General features: G+C 36.1%; 17 protein-coding genes and 1 pseudogene. 8 read left to right on the forward strand and 10 right to left on the reverse strand.

The window, feature by feature from the left end; all coding sequences use genetic code 11:
• Window positions 1-134: 134 nt before the first annotated feature.
• The 4 genes from purB to GYX25_RS01600 all read right to left on the reverse strand — a co-directional run bounded on the left by purB (window position 135) and on the right by GYX25_RS01600 (window position 4301).
• Window positions 135-1505: an adenylosuccinate lyase gene (purB, locus tag GYX25_RS01585; RefSeq protein ID WP_091349504.1), complete on the reverse strand. Its 1371-nt coding sequence runs from the start codon at window positions 1503-1505 to the stop codon at window positions 135-137.
• Window positions 1506-1552: 47 nt separating this feature from the next.
• Window positions 1553-2200, reverse strand: a complete 648-nt coding sequence (gene hflD / locus GYX25_RS01590) for a high frequency lysogenization protein HflD (RefSeq protein WP_091349507.1) — start codon at window positions 2198-2200, stop codon at window positions 1553-1555.
• Window position 2201: 1 nt separating this feature from the next.
• Entirely contained in the window at window positions 2202-3320 is a 1119-nt protein-coding gene (gene mnmA, locus GYX25_RS01595) for a tRNA 2-thiouridine(34) synthase MnmA (protein ID WP_174786529.1), read from the reverse strand.
• Between the two features lie 291 nt (window positions 3321-3611).
• Complete coding sequence (locus GYX25_RS01600; protein ID WP_091349512.1) at window positions 3612-4301, reverse strand: LexA family transcriptional regulator; 690 nt, start codon at window positions 4299-4301, stop codon at window positions 3612-3614.
• A 161-nt stretch (window positions 4302-4462) separates the two neighbouring features.
• Between GYX25_RS01600 and GYX25_RS01605 the strand changes: the two genes are divergently transcribed.
• Window positions 4463-4690 carry a helix-turn-helix domain-containing protein gene (locus GYX25_RS01605; RefSeq protein ID WP_091349515.1) on the forward strand — a complete coding sequence of 76 codons (228 nt, stop codon included), beginning with the start codon at window positions 4463-4465 and terminating at the stop codon, window positions 4688-4690.
• A 63-nt stretch (window positions 4691-4753) separates the two neighbouring features.
• Here GYX25_RS01605 and tpiA read toward each other — a convergent pair whose 3' ends face one another.
• Window positions 4754-5518: a triose-phosphate isomerase gene (gene tpiA / locus GYX25_RS01610; RefSeq protein ID WP_091349517.1), complete on the reverse strand. Its 765-nt coding sequence runs from the start codon at window positions 5516-5518 to the stop codon at window positions 4754-4756.
• A 100-nt stretch (window positions 5519-5618) separates the two neighbouring features.
• Here tpiA and zapB point away from each other — a divergent pair, with 100 nt between their 5' ends.
• From zapB to GYX25_RS01630, 4 genes are all read left to right on the forward strand, one after another.
• The gene (zapB, locus tag GYX25_RS01615) at window positions 5619-5864 is read left to right on the forward strand and encodes a cell division protein ZapB (RefSeq protein WP_091349519.1); all 246 of its coding nucleotides are present in this window, start codon (window positions 5619-5621) and stop codon (window positions 5862-5864) included.
• A gap of 79 nt (window positions 5865-5943) precedes the next feature.
• Window positions 5944-7251 carry a DUF2868 domain-containing protein gene (locus tag GYX25_RS01620; protein WP_174786530.1) on the forward strand — a complete coding sequence of 436 codons (1308 nt, stop codon included), beginning with the start codon at window positions 5944-5946 and terminating at the stop codon, window positions 7249-7251.
• A 1-nt stretch (window position 7252) separates the two neighbouring features.
• On the forward strand, window positions 7253-8611 hold the full coding sequence (locus GYX25_RS01625; protein ID WP_174786531.1) for a DUF3482 domain-containing protein: 1359 nt from the start codon (window positions 7253-7255) through the stop codon (window positions 8609-8611).
• Window positions 8559-9092 carry a C40 family peptidase gene (locus tag GYX25_RS01630; protein ID WP_091349525.1) on the forward strand — a complete coding sequence of 178 codons (534 nt, stop codon included), beginning with the start codon at window positions 8559-8561 and terminating at the stop codon, window positions 9090-9092. The genes GYX25_RS01625 and GYX25_RS01630 overlap by 53 nt, the downstream gene beginning before the upstream one ends.
• A gap of 108 nt (window positions 9093-9200) precedes the next feature.
• Here the strand turns inward: GYX25_RS01630 and GYX25_RS01635 are convergent, their stop codons facing one another.
• Entirely contained in the window at window positions 9201-10388 is a 1188-nt protein-coding gene (locus tag GYX25_RS01635) for a pyridoxal phosphate-dependent aminotransferase (RefSeq protein ID WP_091349526.1), read from the reverse strand.
• A gap of 270 nt (window positions 10389-10658) precedes the next feature.
• A complete protein-coding gene (nifJ, locus tag GYX25_RS01640; RefSeq protein ID WP_174786532.1) occupies window positions 10659-14201 on the reverse strand; it encodes a pyruvate:ferredoxin (flavodoxin) oxidoreductase in 3543 nt (1180 codons plus the stop codon).
• 541 nt (window positions 14202-14742) lie between these two features.
• On the opposite strand from nifJ, the gene GYX25_RS01645 reads away from it, so the two are divergent.
• Window positions 14743-16314 (forward strand): hypothetical protein, encoded by a 1572-nt coding sequence (locus tag GYX25_RS01645; protein WP_174786533.1) that lies wholly within the window; start codon window positions 14743-14745, stop codon window positions 16312-16314.
• 170 nt (window positions 16315-16484) lie between these two features.
• Here GYX25_RS01645 and GYX25_RS01650 read toward each other — a convergent pair.
• A pseudogene (locus GYX25_RS01650) lies at window positions 16485-16709 on the reverse strand (AIR synthase-related protein); the annotation flags it as partial.
• A 13-nt stretch (window positions 16710-16722) separates the two neighbouring features.
• Between GYX25_RS01650 and GYX25_RS01655 the strand changes: the two are divergent.
• The gene (locus GYX25_RS01655; protein ID WP_238785938.1) at window positions 16723-17115 is read left to right on the forward strand and encodes a hypothetical protein; all 393 of its coding nucleotides are present in this window, start codon (window positions 16723-16725) and stop codon (window positions 17113-17115) included.
• Between the two features lie 17 nt (window positions 17116-17132).
• On the opposite strand, the gene GYX25_RS01660 is transcribed toward GYX25_RS01655, so the two are convergent.
• A complete protein-coding gene (locus GYX25_RS01660) occupies window positions 17133-18434 on the reverse strand; it encodes a tetratricopeptide repeat protein (RefSeq protein ID WP_174786535.1) in 1302 nt (433 codons plus the stop codon).
• A gap of 96 nt (window positions 18435-18530) precedes the next feature.
• Between GYX25_RS01660 and GYX25_RS01665 the strand changes: the two genes are divergently transcribed.
• Window positions 18531-18719: a hypothetical protein gene (locus tag GYX25_RS01665; RefSeq protein ID WP_174786536.1), complete on the forward strand. Its 189-nt coding sequence runs from the start codon at window positions 18531-18533 to the stop codon at window positions 18717-18719.
• An 18-nt stretch (window positions 18720-18737) separates the two neighbouring features.
• On the opposite strand, the gene GYX25_RS01670 is transcribed toward GYX25_RS01665, so the two are convergent.
• On the reverse strand, window positions 18738-20039 hold the full coding sequence (locus GYX25_RS01670) for a tetratricopeptide repeat protein (protein WP_174786537.1): 1302 nt from the start codon (window positions 20037-20039) through the stop codon (window positions 18738-18740).
• Between the last annotated feature and the right edge of the window lie 101 nt (window positions 20040-20140).

Here is a 20140-nt window from a genome sequence, read left to right on the forward strand (position 1 = left end):
CTCTATTTTCTTTTTTATTAGGTGATTTATATTTACTGTGCAAGTGCGTTTTTCGTTTGATTTATATCGATCACTTGAATAGTAATATTGCCTAACGCAGTGTGATTTGCATTAGGCTAATTACATTTAAACTGTTAGGCTAAATCGTCAACAAAACTAGCTGCATAACCAATATAGTTAGCCGGTGTTAGCTGTTTTAGCCGTGTTTTTTCGTCTTCGGGCAAATCTAACGAGTCAATAAATTCTTGCATGCCTTTAGCATCAACACGTTTTCCTCGGGTTAGTTCTTTTAGTTTTTCGTAAGGCTTTTCGATGCCGTAACGGCGCATGACGGTTTGGATTGGTTCTGCTAATACTTCCCAGTTTCGATCAAGTTCTTCAAGTAAGTAATCGTGATTAACTTCAAGTTTATTTAAGCCTTTTAAGGTTGATTGGTAAGCTATAATGGCATAACCAATACCTACACCTAAATTGCGTAATACTGTTGAATCGGTCAAATCGCGTTGCCAGCGGGAAATAGGTAATTTGCTACCTAAATGGTTCATGATTGCATTGGCAATACCTAAATTTCCTTCTGAATTTTCAAAGTCGATTGGGTTAACCTTGTGTGGCATGGTTGAAGAGCCAATTTCGCCAGCAATGGTTTTTTGTTTAAAGTGATTTAACGAAATATATCCCCAAACATCGCGATCAAAGTCGATCATAATGGTATTAAAGCGTGCTACACAATCAAAGAACTCGGCAATATAGTCATGGGGTTCAATTTGGGTGGTATAAGGGTTCCATTTTAATCCTAGCGAGCAAACAAATTCTTCGCTGAATTTATGCCAATTTACTTGTGGGTAAGCAACCATATGTGCATTATAATTACCTGTTGCACCATTAATTTTACCCAATATTTCAACTGATTTTAGTTGTTTTAGTTGACGTTTTAAACGGTAAGCGACATTGGCAAATTCTTTACCAATTGTTGATGGTGTAGCAGGCTGACCATGTGTTCTTGAAAGCAGCGGTAAATCGCGATAAGCTTTGGCTTGCGAGGTAATTTTATCAATCAGCTTGTTCCAATATGGTTCTAATACTGTTTCTTTCGCTGTTTTTAGCATTAATGCATAAGATAAGTTGTTGATGTCTTCAGATGTGCAGGCAAAATGGATGAATTCATTAATCGCATGTAATTCTTCATTGGTGCTGACTTTTTCTTTTAAAAAGTATTCTACCGCTTTGACATCGTGATTTGTGGTTCTTTCGATTTCTTTAATACGCTTAGCATCTTGTTCACTAAATTGCTCAACAATTTTATTAAGGTGATCGATAGCTGATTGACTTAAGGATGGAACCTCTAAAATATCTGCTTGAGAGGCTAACTTTTGTAACCAACGAACTTCAACTTGAACACGGTATTTTAATAAGCCATATTCGCTAAAAATGGTGCGTAATTCTGTTGTTTTGTCACCATAACGTCCATCAATTGGTGAAAGGGCAGTAAGTGCAGATAATTCCATCGGTTTAACTCCGTTGCTATTTTGAAATATCAATTATAAAGTGTAAATTAGCTTGCGCGATTAATTTGGTCCAAAAGTTGTTGTGCAGCATTACAAATACGTTTACGGCAAAAAATAAACTGAAAGCGACTACCGCCAACTTGATACCATAAAATGGCTGATCGAACACACCCCAAAAGCGCAGTTCTTACTTTTGCTTGCACTAATGAGTTTTGTAAAAATTCGATTTTACCAGTAACTTTTATTTTAGTTGATATTGGGCTGATGATGTCAGAATAAATTCCCGCTAATGAATAGGACAGATCATCAACATTAGCACTCACAGTTTCATCGTTCATTTCCGAATAAAGTCCTGAAATGCGTCGTAATCGCTGGTCTATTTTATCTAATGCATCGTTATTTTTTAATAATTTACTTGTAATACTAAGTGTGCCAAATATGTAACGAATAATTTGGACTTGCTCTTTTTGTCCTGATGATAATAGTTGTATTAACGTTTGTAAGCCTGTTTTAACATTTTCAATACCATCATAAACATCATCCGTTGTTTTCGGCGAAGTTTTAAACACGCTTTTTATTGCTTGTTCATAAAGTATTGCACTACAAACCCCTGTGTTGGCAAGTTGTGGCACTAATATTGCGCTTTGCGTAGCACCTGCTAGGGCGATGGCAATATGATGGTATTTGTTATTCACTTTAGTACTCCTTACTGCTTTTTATTCGTTCTTCTATAATGCCGCCACCAAGGCATACTTCATTTTTATAAAAGACGGCAGATTGACCTGGTGTAACAGCCGCAACAGGGTTGTCAAAAATGACGTTAATTTTGTCGTCAGCTAGAGGTATTACTTGGCAAGCGATATCTTGTTGGCGATAGCGCGTTTTTACCGTACAGTTAAATGGTTCGGTTACTACTTTACGGTCAACCCAATGGAGTTGTTGAGCAATTAATCCGTCTGAAAATAGTGCGGGGTGGTCATGACCTTGTGCCACAATTAATTCGTTATTGGTTAGGTCTTTGTCAACTACATACCATGGTGTGTCATCGGCTTGTTTTAAACCACCGATACCTAGTCCTTTACGTTGCCCTAATGTGTGATACATCAGACCTTGATGCTGGCCTATAATTTCACCATCAACCGTGCGAATATGACCTGCTTGAGCGGGTAAATATCGGGCTAAAAAATCACTAAATTTGCGCTCACCAATAAAACAGATACCCGTTGAGTCTTTTTTTGCGGCGGTAGCTAAACCAAGTTGCTGGGCAATTTTACGTACTTCAGGCTTTTCAAGCTCTCCGACGGGAAACAAGCTTTGGCTTAGTTGTTTTTCGCTCAAAGTGTAAAGAAAGTAACTTTGGTCTTTATTAGTGTCTATGCCACGTAATAATTCAACTTTACCATCTGTTTCGCGTTTACGAACATAATGCCCAGTGGCAATAAAGTCAGCGCCGAGATCTTCGCCAGCATACTCTAAAAAGGCTTTAAATTTAATTTCTTTATTACATAAAATATCGGGATTTGGTGTTCGGCCTGCTTGATATTCCGATAAAAAATGTTCGAACACGTTGTCCCAATATTCGGCAGCAAAATTGACAGTATGTAATTTGATGTTTAATTTATCACAAACTGCTTGTGCGTCTGCTAAGTCAACGGCAGCGGAGCAGTATTCTTCGGTGTCGTCTTCTTCCCAATTTTTCATAAATAATCCAACAACATCGTATCCTTGTTGTTGCAATAAATATGCCGAAACAGAAGAATCAACACCACCAGACATACCGATAACGACTTTTTTTCGAGTGTTTATATTTGACATAATGACTATAATTAATAGGTAAAATTAATAAAAATTTGACATCAATTTTAGCATAATTAAGGAAAAAAGCATAAAGTTATGCAGATAAAGATTACTGTATTGATTCATTTTTTATACAAATTTAAATTAACTTAATACTACATTTATATTTAAAAGAATACTTTCACGAAGCTTTTTGACGATTTTTGGTTTTTTTTATTTTCGCAGAAAAAAATGCGAACGCATAAGATTAAAACAGCTTTACCAGTAAAAACTTATAAAGCTGCTATTATTTAATAGGTCAAATCAAAATTAGTTAAGATCTTTTAAAAGGTAAACAACAAGCCCAATAATTTTAAAATCTTGTTGACCATATTTATCGCCAATAATGGCAGGGTATTTAGGATTATCACAAAGTAGTGCCAAATTGACGCCTTGATTTTGAATGCGTTTTATGCTGATTTGATCTTCATATTCAACAGCATACAAATAGCCATCAATTGGTTTGTAATGCGCTTTGTTGACAATAAGAATATCGTGGTTTGATATTGTAGGCTCCATGCTATCGCCTTTTGCCCATACTGCAGTTAAATCTTCGCAACTACAACCTTGATGTTTTATTAAAGTCATATCAAATGGGATTGATTCGATTTGCGAATAAGATTTACTTGTTTCGTTTAAATGGTGAAATGGAATATGTACAAAGCTACTATATTTGGACTCTGCCAATAATCGACATTCTCCTTTTCCTGTTGCTAACCACTCAATAGGTACATCACATTTTTGGGCAATAATCGCCAGTCTATTTAATGCAGGATAGGTTTTCCCTGATAGGTAATCCCGTATCACAGCTTCTGACATACCAACTTTTTTTGCAAATGCGTTACCCGATACTCCTTCTAGTACTAAGTTTAATCTTTTCTTAAAATCAATAACTCCTGTACTAGTTAGAATTCGTGTTTTTTCTTCTTCTGTTGTTTTTTTTATTTTGTTTTCTGTCATTTTTCATTTTATTCCATATGCTTTTTTCGTTTTTTTTATTTTAATTCGTTTTTTTATGTGCTATTCTTTGCTTGTAATTTTTATCTTTTGAATATTTTTTGAACGTTGTAATACCGATAATCTTTACAACAGCAAAAGTTTAACCAATAGAGGATCTCATAATGAGAGAGCAAGATCAAGACTGGGCCCCATCTAGAGTAGTGGGAGAAATTAAAATTAGAGGTGGAAATTTAAGAGCATTGTCGAGAGCGAGTGGATTACAAGCTGATACTTTAAGAAATGCATTATATCGACATTGTCCTAAGTATGAACGAATTATTTCCGAGTATTTGCAAGTCCCTGTTGAAAAAATTTGGCCATCGCGCTATCAACCAAAAGCAAAAAAATAATATTAATTTGCAAATAAAAAAGACGCTTATCAACGTCTTTTTTATTATTAGTTATATTGTGATTTATTTTTTAGCCAATTCTGCTGCTTTAACAATTGCCGCAAAAGCATCAGCTTTTAAAGATGCGCCACCGACTAATGCACCATCAATGTCTGGTTGAGTAAATAATTCTGCTGCATTTTTGTCATTAACAGAACCACCATATTGAATGATCACTTGTTGTGCCACTTTTGCATCTTGTTTTGCAATATGATCACGAATAAATTTGTGAACAGCTTGAGCTTGTGCTGGGGTTGCAGATTTGCCAGTTCCAATTGCCCACACAGGTTCATAGGCAATAACAGCACCGTTGAATGCTTGAACTCCAAGTGCTTTGATGACCGCGTCAATTTGACGAGCGCAAACAGCTTGTGTTTGACCAGCTTCGTTTTCAGCTTCAGTTTCGCCAATACATAATACAGGCACTAAACCCGCTTCTTTAATGACACCAAATTTTTTAGCAATAAATTCATCAGATTCTTTGTGATAAGTGCGACGTTCAGAATGACCAATAATGATGTGAGTCACACCAATATCTTTTAACATTTCTACTGATACTTCACCAGTATAAGCGCCAGAAAGATGAATACCGACATCTTGGGCTCCTAAAATGATGTTAGTTCCATCTAATTGGTGCTTTACAGAATCAAGATAGACAACAGGTGGTGCAATTGCAATATTACATGCTGTGTCGTTTGATAGCTCTTTCCGTAGTCCTGCAACTAGGTTTTTAGCCATATCGATACTACCATTGAGCTTCCAGTTTCCCATAACAAGTGGTTTACGCATAATTTTCTCCAACTTAAGGTTTAAAATAGTGTTGATTTTAGAATGAATTCGGTATAATGATTAGCATTATACACCAAATAAATTGAGCCTGAGGAAAAATATGTCATTAGAAATATTGAACCAATTAGAGAATAAAATCCAACACACTGTTAATACTATCACCACATTACAACAAGAAATTGCAACTTTAAAACGAGGTAATCAAGAGTTGGAGCAACTGATCAATGATAGTTCTGATGAAATGAAAGCACTACGTGACGAAAACGAAAAACTAAAACAAGATCAACAAATATGGCAACAACGTATCCAAAATTTATTAAGTAAAATTGGCGAAATTACGCAATAATTGATTCGAATTTTATTAACGCGACTTAGGTCGCGTTTCTTTTATATTATATTCATCATAATGGCGAAGATTAAATCTAATGCGACAAAAGCTAAAATCACTCTGGCTGACCGAAACCATTCATTTAATTGAGACCGAATCTGGACGGTTTGCTGATCAAGATATTAATAGACAAGTAAGAGTAGAACAGATATCGCTCACAGATCGAATTGTGATGCGAGCAACCATGTTGTCTAAACAAAATGGGTTATATTCGGCGCAGAAAATACTGTTAAGATCTGTTAAATTTTCTTTTGTGCTATTACTGCTGTTATCTGTATTTTTGGGGAGCTCTTTAGCATTGGGGGCGTTAAGTCAAAATCCAATCAATTTGTATTGGGCACTTTTTAGTTTATTAGGTGTGCATTTGATTACATTATCTATTTGGCTTAGTTCGTTTTTTTTCTTTGCTAATTTTGGTGGCAGTTTGTTGATTCATGTCTGGTTGTGGTTAGCGAAAAAACTATCTCAGAAAAAGACTGTACAACAGCTTATTCCTGCGTTTGTTGAACTGTTTGGTTCAAGAGTTCGCTGGCTCATTGGTTTTGTTCTTAATCTGTTTTGGACTGTGATTTTAAGTAGTGCATTGTTGGTATTAGTTGTATTATTTTCAACCAGGCATTATAGCTTTGAATGGCAAACGACATTACTTAGTTCTGATACCATTATTAATTTAACTCGTTATTTAGGTTATTTACCATCATTATTGGGTTTTGATATTCCTAAGGATGATGTAATAAAGCTAAGTGAACATGCTTTAAATGCTGGTGAAGTGCGTTCGTCGTGGGCTATTTGGTTGTTGGGTGTGTTTATTATTTACGGGTTAGTCGTACGATTTTTATGTATGGTATTTTGTGGTGTTAATTGGTTAATTAGTTGCCGTCAAATTAAGCTCAATATTTCACACCCAGATTATCAAATATTAGCAAATCAATTACAGCCATTACTGATTAACATTGAAGATGCTGATAAATTTGGTAACAACGATCACCAATGGCATTTGCCAACACATTCTATTGAAGATGGAACAGGCGCTTTTTTGGTTGCGATTGATGTGCAAGAAAGTTGGCATCATCCAGAGTCTGTTTCATTTTTAGGTTTTTTAAATACTCGTGAACAGCGCAGTAAAATTCTAGATTATTTGCAATTAACACCTGCTAAAAAATTATTAATTGCAATTGATACCGATAGATCACCCGATAGGGGGCTATTGAATTTTATTAATCAACTGATTAACAAATCGCAACAAAGTCGTATTTGGTTTATTAATCAAGGTAAGCAGTATCATAATTGGCAATTGCTCTCTTTACAGTTAGCTAAACCTGATTGGTTAAGCGAGGATCTTTAAGATGTTATCAACATTAAAATTAGCTGTGGTTGGTCATGCCAATGTTGGCAAAACATCATTATTACGTACTTTAGTCCGGAATAACCATTTTGGTCAGGTATCGGATCGCCCTGGCACGACAAGACATGTTGAATCAATAACATTGCCACTTGAAGATAATAAATCGATTGTTTTTTATGACACCCCAGGATTAGAAGACAGTTTAGCCCTTTATGATTACATTAACCAACTTGTTCCCGCTAATTCAAAACTTGATGGTATTGATAAATTAACATTTTTTTTACAAAGTCCAGAGTCTGAAAACGTATTTAATCAAGAAGCTAAAGTTATTAGACAATTGTTAAATAGTGATGCAGCCATCTATGTGATAGATGTGCGCGAACCAGTATTATCCAAATATCACGATGAATTAGCTATTTTAGCTAATAGTGATAAACCAATATTAGCCGTTTTAAATTTTATCGCTGATTGCAACCAAAATGAAAAGGAATGGAAAAGATTACTGTCACGCGTTGGAATTCATGCTATTATTAAGTTTGACGCTATTTTTCCACCTTTAGATGGCGAAGAGCGACTATATCGTAGCCTTGCTTTATTGGTTGAACCAGCTAAAGAAATATTAGATAATTGGCTAGATAAAATCTCACAAATTCGTGATTCTCGTAATCAAACCGCTAATCGGATTATTGCCGAAACGCTTGTTGATGTTACTGCCTTTTACAAAATGGCTAAACTAGACGATCGCCAAGCGATTACTGATTTACAAAACAAAGTTAGAAAGCGAGAACAAATAGCGATCGATGAATTATTAAAATTGTATCAATTCGATTCAACTCAAGAGAGTGAAGAGAGCTTGCCTTTAATCAAGGGTCGTTATAATGCTGACCTTTTTAATGTTGATGCACTAAAAACGGTAGGCATGCATTTGACTAAAGGCTTTGTGTCAGGCGCAACAATTGGTGCAAGTATTGACTTAGCAACTGGTGGTATTTCGCTTGGCTCGGCTGCGTTAATTGGCGCAGCAGTTGGTAGTTTAATGCAAACTGCTAAACATTATGGTTCTAGAATGCGGTATCAGCTTTCTGGATATAGTAAATTAAGTGTTGATGATGTTATTATTTGTTTTCTTTCTTTACGATTAATTCGCCTTAAAGAAAGTTTAAATCATCGCAGCCATGCGGACATGAGCCCTGTTAGATTATCTAAATTAGATAAAAATGAATGGGAAAAAGGCGTGTTACCTAGAACTCTAAAGGTAGCAAGACGTTATCCGCATTGGTCGACGTTAAATAAAGGAACAAAAAGAAATGACAAAAAAAGACAATCGACTATTAGGAACGTTGCTCAGCAACTGCATTAATGTAAAGAAACGTTTTTTAATAACTACATTGATCTTTTCTCTCTTTGTGTTATTTGGTTGTAGTACTAGTCAAGGTCAGGTTTCTACTAAAAATATCAAATCAGATTCAGCTATGTTAGCTAAAATAGAATCTCACTATAAAAAATGGCAAAATACGCCGTATCGTTATGGCGGCACAACTTTGGCCGGTAGTGATTGTTCTGCTTTGGTGATGAATTTTTTCAAAAATAGACTTTCAAAACCCTTGCCAAGAAGCGCGGCAGAGCAAGCTCAATTAGGTGTTAAAGTAAACACACCTAAAGCTGGCGATTTAGTGTTCTTTAAAACGGGTCGTAGTCGTAGTGGCTTACATGTTGGTATCTATTATGCTGATGGTAAGTTCTTACATGCCTCAACCTCAAAAGGGGTTATTTATTCAAACTTGAATGAGGATTATTGGAAGAAGCATTACTGGATGGCTCGTCGCATAACGGGTAGCTAAATAACTTCTTTTTTATCATTTTTCACGAATAATTGTCACGAAAAAAGCGCTTTAAATTAATTAATATTTATAGCGCTTATTTTTTATCTACCGTAAAAATAATTATAGTTAAATTTTTCCTTTTTCTTTTAATTCATTCATTATATTAGCTACATAAAGCATTTCGCCAGGTGAGCCAAGTGATATTCGGCACCAATTTGTTGCTGGTTCAAAATCTCGGCCAATCAATATAAAATTATTTTTCATTAGTTCACGATAATCTTTTAAATCGATAGGGCTTTTGTGAAACATAAAATTAGTTTCTGATTTTAGATAGTGTAACCCTAAGTCTGATAGCGTTTTTTCCATGATTTGGCGTGATACATCAACCGCTTTTTTTGAATAAGTCAAAAATGATTGATCATCCATAGATGTCAGCGCTGCACAAACGCCACAATAGTTGAGCTTTTCACCAGCGACATATTGAGCCATATTTTTAATATTTTCAATTGAACTAACTGCATAACCTACTCGTAATCCTGCCATAGCATGAATTTTTGAGAAGGTTTTAAGTAAGATAATATTATCGCAACCTTGTATAATTAGCTTATCGACTGATTTAAATGCAGGATCATTAACAAATTCAGCATAAGCCTCATCAACAATAAAAATTGTATTTTTAGGTTTGCTTTTGATCCAAGGTTCTATTTGATGCGTTGCAAAAATAGTTGAAGTAGGATTGTTGGGATTAACTAAATAGACAATTGAAAAACCTTTATAGTCTTCAACTGCCTTTTGTAAACCTTTGATATCGATTTGCCAATCTGGCAAACTCGGGACTTTGGTTATATTTAAATTAAAAATCTTGGCAAAATATTCTCCATCGCTATAGGTAAGTTCGGGAATTACTAGCTGAGTGTTGGGTTTAACAAATGCGGCAATAGCACTACGAATACCTTCTGATGAGCCAGCAGTTAGCAAAATTTGAGCATCATCAACGTTATGATGTTTAGCTAAACGTTTATTAAGTAGTGGCATTTCGGCTTTGGCATAACGATTAGCTTTTGGTACGGCATTTATTGCTGCTTGTTTTGCACTTGGCGACATTCCAAGTGCATTTTCGTTGAAGTTTAGCCTTACTGGGTTGTTAACATCTGGTATTACCACTTTATCAAGCATGGGAACAGAGAATGAGACTGAGTTTTGTGCTTCTATTGCGTGAGCTTTAGATAGGAATTGATTAATAGATAGCCCTGCAATTGCTGCACTAGAAAATGTGATTAGTTTTCTTCTACTGACATTGATATTAGATACCATGATACACCTCATGTTTTAGTTGATACTTACGTACTTAATTATTGATATTGCAAAATTAATACCAATTTTAAAAAATTGTATTTTTTGCTTATTTTTAATAAAAAGATCATATGTATATAGATAAAAAAAACAGATTTGGTTTCCTATCTGGTATTTTAATATGCACTTAATTGGTGCTTTATTGCTTAATATTAGGAAATAAAAAAACCAGTTACTGCTAAGTCAATAACTGGTTTAATAGATTGGATAATCATAAACTATTCGTTATGATCAACTATCGGCAGGAGGCTCAATATCTGAAAAGGTAGCCAGCATTTGCAAGAATTTATATTTAGAATTCACCATTTTAGTGGAACGCTCATGCAAGGTGTTTGCAATGATTGGCTCTAATGTCTCTAAACGGCGGAAACGCTGCTCTTTCAATAAAATGCTTGATAATAATTCGCTATTTGGTGCTTTTGAATCAAGTACCAAACCTGGTTTACCTTCTATCATACGACGTGGATCATAACGGTAAAGAGGCCAGAAACCAGATTTAACGAGATCCTTCATTTGTTCATGTGATTTAGCAAGATCATAACCATGCTCTTCACAAGGGCTATAAGCAATAACTAGCGATGGCCCATTATAGGCTTCGGCTTCTTGTAAGGCTTTAAGGGTTTGGTTTAGTTGCGAACCTAACGCAACTTGCGCAACATAAACATGACCGTACATCATTACGCTGACCCCTAAATCTTTACGCGCTTTATGTTTACCTAAATCAGCAAATTTTGATACGGCACCCATCGGCGTTGCTTTGGACTGTTGACCCCCTGTATTGGAGTAACATTGCGTGTCTAATACCAATATATTGACGTTATCGGTTAAGCTCATGACATGATCAAGCCCACCAAATCCAATATCGTAAGCCCAACCATCACCACCTATAGCCCAGACTGATTTATCAACTAAGTAATTGGCATCTTGGATTAACTCTTGTGCTTGTGCTGATGCTAAGTGGGCAAGTTGTTCACGTAGCAATACGATTTGTTGGCGTTTTTCAGTGATAGAGGTCTCCGAGGATTTTAACGCCATTACAATTTCAGGCGAAATGTCACCAGCGACATAATCAAGCAAACGTAACGCACGTTTTTTATGTTGGTCATAAGTAATGCGATACCCTAATGCAAATTCGGCATTATCTTCAAATAACGAATTAGCCCAAGCCGGTCCACGACCATCGCGATCAGTGGTATAAGGTGACGACGGCAGGTTGCCGCCATAAATTGATGAACAACCAGTGGCATTGGCAATGGCTAAATGGTCTCCATAAAGTTGGGTTAATAGCTTAATGTAAGGCGTTTCACCACATCCAGCACAAGCACCTGAATATTCAAATAAAGGAGTAAGTAATTGTGAGGTACGAACATCAATGCGTTCAAGTGTTTTTATATCACGATCTGGTAATGCCATAAAATACTCAAAATTGGTGCGCTGAGTATCAAAATTGTCGATGCGCGATTGCATGTTAATAGCTTTAATTTCAAAGTTGTTGCGATCACGTGCTGGGCATACTTCAACACATAAATTACAACCCGTACAATCTTCAGGTGCAACTTGTAACACATAGCGTTGACCTTTCATATCTCGGGCTTTGACTTCTAGTGAACTTAATGAGTCTGGTGCGTTGATCATATCATCTGGCTCAACAACTTTGGCGCGAATAGCCGCATGAGGACAAGCAACTGCACAGTGATTACACTGAGTACACAGTTCAGGTTGCCAAATAGGTATCTGTTCTGCAATATTGCGCTTTTCCCATTTTGTAGTGCCTGTAGGCCATGTACCATCGGGTGGGAATGCTGATACAGGCAAATTATCACCCAAGCCAGCTAACATCGCCGCAGTCACTGTTTTAACAAAAGTAGGGGCGTTCGTTGGTACAATAGGTGGCATGGTCGCACTGCTTTGATCAACACAACTAAGTGGAATTTGCTCCAGCGAAGCGATAGCTAAATCAAGCGCTTTCCAGTTGTTTTCAACTAAATCTTGCCCTTTACTACTGTAACTTTTAGCAATGACTTCCTTTAATTGGGTAATACTAAAATCATTTTTAAAAATTTCAGCAAGGTGAAAGAAAACCGCCTGCATAACGGTATTAATTCTTGCCCCTAAATTACATTCACGAGCAATTTTTGTTGCATTAATGATATAAAAATGTGCTCGTTTTTGAATTAATTGCACTTGTACTTCTTTAGGAAGACGGTGCCAAATTTCATCTTTGCTATATGGAGTATTAAGCAAAAAGATTCCGTCGTCTTTTAATTTATCAACAATTTGGTATTTATCGATAAACTGATCTTGGTGGCATCCAATAAAGTGTGCACTGGTAATTAAATAAGGAGAATCAATAGGATCTAAGCTAACTCTTAAGTGAGAAGTAGTTAAACCACCCGCTTTTTTAGAGTCATAGACAAAATACCCTTGTACATAAAAAGGCGAACTATCACCAATAATTTTAATATTATTTTTTGTTGCCGACACAGTGCCATCACTACCAAGTCCATAAAATAGGGCTTCGAGTGAAGATTTTTGTGGAATAGATTGATCAGGCAATGGTAATGACAGCCCGGTAACATCATCATAAATACCAACGGTAAATCGTGGTTTAGGTTTATCTAATCCCAATTCAGTAAAAATGGCAAGCACACAACGAGGATCAAACTCTTTAGACGATAATCCATAACGCCCACCGACAATGATTGGCATGCTATTGCGTTCACCACGTGATAAGCTTTCAGCAAATGCGGTTATGATGTCTAAATAAAGCGGCTCAGCTTGTGCGCCAGGCTCTTTGGTTCTATCCAGAACGGCTATTTTGTTAACAGTATTAGGAATAACGTTCAGTAAATGGTTAGCTGAAAAAGGGCGAAATAATCTAACGGTCACAACACCAACTTTTTGGTTTTGCTTAATTAAAACATCAACCACTTCTTTAGTCGTACTCGCTCCTGAACCCATAATGATAATAATACGTTCGGCATCGCTAGCACCATAATATTCAAAAGGTTGATATTTTCTACCCGTTTCTATTGCAAAAGCGTCCATAGCATCAACGACATGTTGATATGTGTCATCATAATACGTATTTATTGCTTCTCGGCATTGAAAGTAGGTATCAGGATTGGCAGATGTACCTCGAGTTACTGGATTATCGGGTGTTAAAGCTCGTTCACGATTGGCTTTAATTGCTTCGTGAGGTAATAATTTATGGATTTGTTCATCACTTAGTGGATAGATTTTATTTACTTCGTGCGATGTTCTAAATCCATCAAAAAAGTGAACAAAAGGAACGCGGCTGTTTAAAGTTGCTATTTGTGAAATCAGAGCAAAATCTTGTGCTTCTTGCACAGAACTTGAACAAAGCATAGCAAAACCCGTTTGCCTAATTGCCATCACATCAGAATGATCGCCAAAAATAGATAGAGCATGAGTTGCAACAGTACGTGCGGCTACATGCAAAACAAAAGGGGTAAGTTCGCCCGCTATTTTATACAGCGACGGAATCATTAAAAGCAAACCTTGTGACGAAGTAAACGAAGTGGCTAGTCCACCTGTCATTAATGCACCATGAACAGTTGCAATAGCACCTGCTTCGGACTGCATTTCAATTACTCTTGGCGTATCGCCAAATACGTTTGGCTTATTAAATTCTGCCCACGTGCTAGCTTGCTCGGCCATTGTTGAGCTTGGAGTAATTGGATAAATAGCAATGACTTCGTTTGTACGATAGGCAACGGATGACACCGCACTGTTAGCGTCTGATATGATCATTAAAAAAACCTTATATTTTAAACTATTACGACATTACTAAATTATTATAAATTTGTATCATTGTATCAGAAACTAAGATAGCTTTTTGTTATTTTTATGTTAAATTTTTTATCATTACCGCTTTAGATAAAAAACAAAAATAATGCTTTATGTTAATATCAAGCATCTATCTGCCATACTTCATTTATAACACTTAAAAACTTGATAATACATTAAATAAAATATGTAAAAATGGACTATTTACAAAATAGTTCATTTTTTAAATTTTGCTTTGCAAAACATATTCAGAAGTCTATACCACTTGGTTATTAAAAACGCTGAAAAAAGTGTGTTTTAGAGGACTATTTTAACCATAAATATCTCAAAGATATCTTTAGCTAAAAAGCTTAACAAAGCTTTACAAAATTTAAATTGAAAAAGAATAGCGAACTAAAATTGAGCGGTCTATAATTCGCACGTTTTATATAAATTCAGATCATTAAACGAGTAAATGGCTATAGAAATATAAATTAAACAAAATATATGTAATAGGTGGAATATTATGTTTTACCATAGAAAAAAGCAGTCATATATTCTAAATCTTTTTAATTATTACAGTAGTCAAAAGCAAAATCTTTCCTCACTTTTATCATTGAACTTAACGGACTTATCACAGCCCTCGTTGTTTTTTGCCCCAATTTTGTTATTACCGTTTTCTTTGAGTTTACAGGCATTATCAGCGCAAACTTCAAACGTCATTCAAGGAACAGCCCCGTATTTAACGTTTGATGATGGAGCCACTAAGGTAATGAGTTTTGAAGGGGCATTAGGTATAAAATTGGCAAATATCAGCTATATACCACAAGGTATCAATAGCACGCTTTATCCAAATGCAATTGTTGATACATCAAACATAAATAACCCAATTGAGATGCCAAACACAACCTATACTTTTGCGGATATCCAAACGATCGTACCTATTGCAAGTTACCCTAATATCTCGTTAACTAACTTGGTTAATGCGCCATATAACTATGGGCGAGATGATGATGGAGATGGAGATGGATCTATCAATGCAACAGGCAATTTGACGATTAAGTGGCAAGATAGCAGTGGTAAAGATATTACAGAGGATGTTAAAGCTAATCCAAATATGGAATTAAATTTTTGTAATGCACCTTATCAGCTTACATTAAGTGCAACGGATGGCTACTTATCAACTGAATATGGTATACCTAAAACTACTTACTTTAATAATGCGAACCATAGTTACTATATTAATCCGAATCGAATAAATGCAAAAGTCTGTTTTGCTCAACCAAGTTTACATGCACAACAAGGTGATGAACAAAAAGAATATTGGGTTAGAAAAAAAGGTTTTAAAGTGCAACCATTTAACAACCCAACCAATAATTTTCCAACGACAGGCTCAAATAAAATGTTTTTCTACCTGCTGTTGGCTGGTATTACACCAGAGCAAGTTATTGCAGTCAATGGCTCAACAGTACAGGGAACTGGAGGGAACGTAACATTGCAATTAAGTGCGGCAACCACACATGGTTGGGGAAGTATTAGTTACCCAGAGAGGGAGCGAGCTCTAAAGGTTGAACTAATTGGGCCGACTCGAAACTCGACAAATACAAGATTCTTACCAACAGAGTTTAAATTATATTCTGATAATATTGGTGGTCACTTAATTTATAATTTTAAAATAGAGCGTTGGTTTATACCTCGCCCTGGACAAGTAAATGGGTATTTGAATGCTCAAAATTTTTGTAGAAGTCTAGGGTATGGTTATCGGATTCCTGGCGTTGAAGATTATACTAATGCAAATCGCCCAGATATTGGTTGGAATAATGGTATACCAGGCAGAAATATCGATATGTACCGAAGAGCTTTAAGTTACCGAGACGGTAACCGCTGGGTTGGAGGATTCTTTAATGAGTGGGGAGTTATGAGCGACGCAAATAGTGGTTATCCTGGTACTGATTGGAGCGTCTACGACTATTGGGCTTATCAAGCGCGAGGCGGGAATGAATGGTATAGCGTTGGTTCGGGTGGTGGTAACATTAATACTACTGCTATTTCTAGTCATTTATATAATACTAATAGAGCAGCGTGTGTAAGCCCTTAATATGATGAAGTAATTTGCTCGTTGGTCACAAAACAATAGCTAAATAAAATTTATTAAATGGTACAGTTATACGTTTGCAAATTGTTACGGCTGGCAATAACAATCTGAAAAGGGAGCATATTATCCATCTAATTCATTATATTAATGGATGGATAATATGAAAATACAATTTATTTTATTACAACACGCTCGCCTGATGTAGCGTGTTTAATTTCACCTAATAACCACGCTTTTTCACCATGGTTATTTAGTAAGCTAATTGCTTTATCGGCTGACTGTTTAGGTAATGCGATAATTAAACCGACACCACAGTTAAAAGTTCGGTACATTTCGTGACGATCAACATTGCCTGCTTGTTGTAGCCAATTAAAGATGGCTGGCCATTGCCAACTTGCTAAAATTACGCCAGTGGCAGAAAAGCTAGCAGCACGCTTTGCCCGCAAAGGTGTTCAAAAAGCGTTTAATCTATTTGCAATGCGTACAATATTATACCGTTTTGCTGGGATTGTTGGTCTTGCTGCCTTAGTTTTAGAGTTACTTTATGACTATTTTTCTGACAATCAAATTCAAGTTTGGATCACTTATTCTGCTTTAGGAGTACGTAAAGGTGAGCTAAGATTTAAGATGAGTTTCGATCAAATTAGAGCATTTAAAGAACTTAATCTGTTTGTTGAAAAACTTCAAGAAGAGAGCGGTGTTAATCTTTCCCAAATTGACAAAAAAGCGATTGAAAGTATGAAAAACGATTACGAGTCTATTTTATTAACGACTCAAAATAACGTTCATAAATGGCTTAAATAAAAAAGGGCATGCGGCCCTTATTGTTCAAGCGGGGGATAGCCTGGCCAGTAATTTTCAAATGGTAGCTCTCCCATAGTAATAGCATATTTACGCCAAAGTTGAGCTTGTGTAATATCTTGTGCCTCGCCTTTATAATAATAGCTTAAATAAGTCATGGTCTTATAGTAACCTTGTATTGACTTTTTTACTAAGTAACGTTCTTTTAATGGTGTAATTTCACCCACTGTTTCACCTAATATTACTGACCATGTTGGTCTAGGCCAAATTTCTATAGGACCTATTCCATTGGTAAGATTCAACTGATAGATTCTATTGAAAAATTGAAATTTTTCAGTAATATAGTCTTCATCACTGGAATCGGTTATTTGAAATTTTTCTCGGCGTGGTTTTTTATAATCTTCAATTTTAGCTTTAAGTGAGTATTTTTTATAATTTTCGTTAGTTTCAATACGCCAGATAACATCTTCTAGATTATTATCAGGCATAACACGAAAAGCCTGCACCAAAGTGTCAAAACCTTTAGGTACATCTTGCTCAGTGCCAAGTCCTTGCATATACATAAAGGCCAGTGTTTTAAGCGCTGGTGGGCATTTTTGTTTAGCGGCCTTTTGGTATAACTCAAAGGCTTTTTTTTCGTCTTTTTCAACACCGATACCAAATAGATAAAAATAAGCTAAATTGGTTTGGGCAAGGGCATGGCCTTTATTGGCCGCTTTTTGGTACCATTCGATAGCTTTAGCCAAATCAGGCTCAACGCCTTGACCAAATTCGCTCATTGGGTAAATTGCGCGGGAATAAGGGTCAGAGGGTAATTGAAATTCATAAGGGGCAAATTTGGCTTCGATATAGGGTAAATCAGGGTCAGTATTTTTGCCGTTTTCATCAAAAAAATAGTTGCGGGGTGGTTTACCGCCGGAGCCGTTTTCGTAGATATAGCCAATGCTATTTTGTGCATCAAGATTGCCTTGAGTAGCAGCTTTTTCAAACCAGCTTAATGCAACAGGAAAATTATTAAACTCATCGCGGTATATGGCACCTAAATTATATTGGGCTTTAGCCAGTCCTTGAGCCGCGGCTTTTTCGAACAGTAATCTGGCTTTGGTATGATAGCCTTTATGCAATAGGGCATCTTGATAATAAATTTCCCCAAGGCTATTTTGGGCATTGGCATCACCTTTATCGGCTAGTTTGGTACAAATAGCGATATTGGCTTCATCTTTTTTTAGTGGCAAACATTTTGTGTTGGTTTTAGCAGCACTAGGCAATGATAACCCAACTAACATAATCAATAAAAGGGAGAATTTGGTGTGCGCTAACATAGAGTATTCCAGTTGATTGTTCGATAAAACATCAGTTTATCATAAAATATTCCTAGATAAAACAGACCATTAATGCCGAATAGCCTAGCGCTGAAGATGAAATTCAAGCTGATTCTCGATCAAATTAAATCGTTTAAAGAACTTAATCTATTTGTTGAAAAGTTCCAAGAAGAGAGCGGTGTTAATCTTTCCCAAATTGACAAAAAAGCGATTGAAAGTATGAAAAACGATTACGAGTCTATTTTATTAACGACGCAAAATAACGTTCATAAATGGCTTAAATAAAAAAGGGCATGTATGCCCTTATTGTTCAAGTGGGGGATAGCCTGGCCAGTAATTTTCAAATGGTAGCTCTCCCATAGTAATGGCATATTTACGCCAAAGTTGAGCTTGTGTAATATCTTGCACTTCGCCTTTATAATAGTAACTTAATAAAGTTATGGTTGTATAATATCCTTGGATTGCTTTTTTTATATAATAACGCTCCTTTAGTGAAGAAATTTCACCAATAGTTTCACCTAATACAATTGACCAAGTTGGTCGTTGCCAACTATACATTGATCCAATACCATCTCTAAGATAAAGCTGGTAAATGTTGTTAAAGAATTTAAATTTTTCAGCAATATAGTCTTCATCACTGGAATCGGTTATTTGAAATCGTTGTCGGTGTGGTTCTTTATAATCTTCAATTTTAGCTTTAAGTGAGTATTTTTTATAATTTTCGTTAGTTTCAATACGCCAGATAACATCCTCTAAACTGTAATCAGGCTTAACATGAAAAGCCTGCACTAAAGCGGCAAAACCTTTAGGTACATCTTGCTGAGTGCCAAGACCTTGCATATACATAAAGGCCAGTGTTTTAAGTGCTGGTGCACAGTTTTGTTTAGCGGCTTTTTGGTATAACTCAAAGGCCTGTTTTTCGTCTTTTTCAACACCGATACCAAATAAATAAAAATAAGCTAAATTGGTTTGAGCAAGGGCATGGCCTTTATTGGCCGCTTTTTGGTACCATTCGATAGCTTTAGCCAAATCAGGCTCAACGCCTTGACCAAATTCGCTCATTGGGTAAATTGCGCGGGAATAAGGGTCAGAGGGTAATTGAAATTCATAAGGGGCAAATTTGGCTTCGATATAGGGTAAATCAGGGTCAGTATTTTTGCCGTTTTCATCAAAAAAGTAGTTGCGAGGCGGTTTACCGCCGGAGCCGTTTTCGTAGATATAGCCAATACTATTTTGCGCATCTAGATTGCCTTGAGCCGCGGCTTTTTCAAACCAGCTTAATGCAACAGGAAAATTATTAAACTCATCACGGTATATGGCACCTAAATTATATTGGGCTTTAGCCAATCCTTGAGCCGCGGCTTTTTCGAACAGTAATCTGGCTTTGGTATGATAGCCTTTATGCAATAGGGCATCTTGATAATAAATTTCCCCAAGGCTATTTTGGGCATTGGCATCACCTTTATCGGCTAGTTTGGTACAAATAGCGATATTGGCTTCATCTTTTTTTAGTGGCAAACATTTTGTATTGGTTTTAGCAGCACTAGGCAATGATAACCCAACTAACATAATCAATAAAAGGGAGAATTTGGTGTGCGCTAACATAGAGTATTCCAGTTGATTGTTCGATAAAACATCAGTTTATCATAAAATATTTCTAAATAAAACAGACCATTAATGCCGAATAGCCTGGCACTGAAGATGAA

It is taken from the genome of Gilliamella sp. ESL0254 (assembly GCF_013344985.1).
GTDB classification, from domain to species: Bacteria; Pseudomonadota; Gammaproteobacteria; order Enterobacterales; family Orbaceae; genus Gilliamella; species Gilliamella bombicola.